This is a genomic window from Tritonibacter sp. SIMBA_163, assembly GCF_046535935.1.
Classification (GTDB): Bacteria; Pseudomonadota; Alphaproteobacteria; order Rhodobacterales; family Rhodobacteraceae; genus Epibacterium; species Epibacterium scottomollicae.
This window is the reverse complement of sequence record NZ_JAWJBP010000353.1, coordinates 1-277: the sequence shown is the minus strand read 5'-3', so window position 1 is coordinate 277 and position 277 is coordinate 1. Positions and strand designations below refer to the sequence as shown.

The window sequence follows — 277 nt, the reverse complement described above, 5'->3', positions numbered from 1 at the left end:
GACCACGTCGCCGTCGCTGAAGCGCACGACCGCCGTGCCCTCGACCCCGTCCAGGATGTCGACCGCCTCGCGCAGGCCGGAGCGCACGCCGGCGGGCAGATCGGTCTGGCTGATGTCGCCGGTCACCGCCATGCGGCTGTTCTCCCCCATGCGGGTCAGGAACATGCGCATCTGCATGGAGGTCGTGTTCTGCGCCTCGTCGAGGATGATGAAGGCGTTGGCGAGCGTGCGCCCGCGCATGAAGGCGAGCGGCGCGACCTCGATCGTCCCGGTCTCC

The 277-nt window shown here is 70.0% G+C and carries 1 protein-coding gene; it reads right to left on the bottom strand.

What is annotated here, in order from left to right; genetic code table 11:
- Positions 1-277: PhoH family protein (locus R0J92_RS22695; protein ID WP_411053324.1), on the bottom strand; the 277-nt coding region annotated here is incomplete at both ends.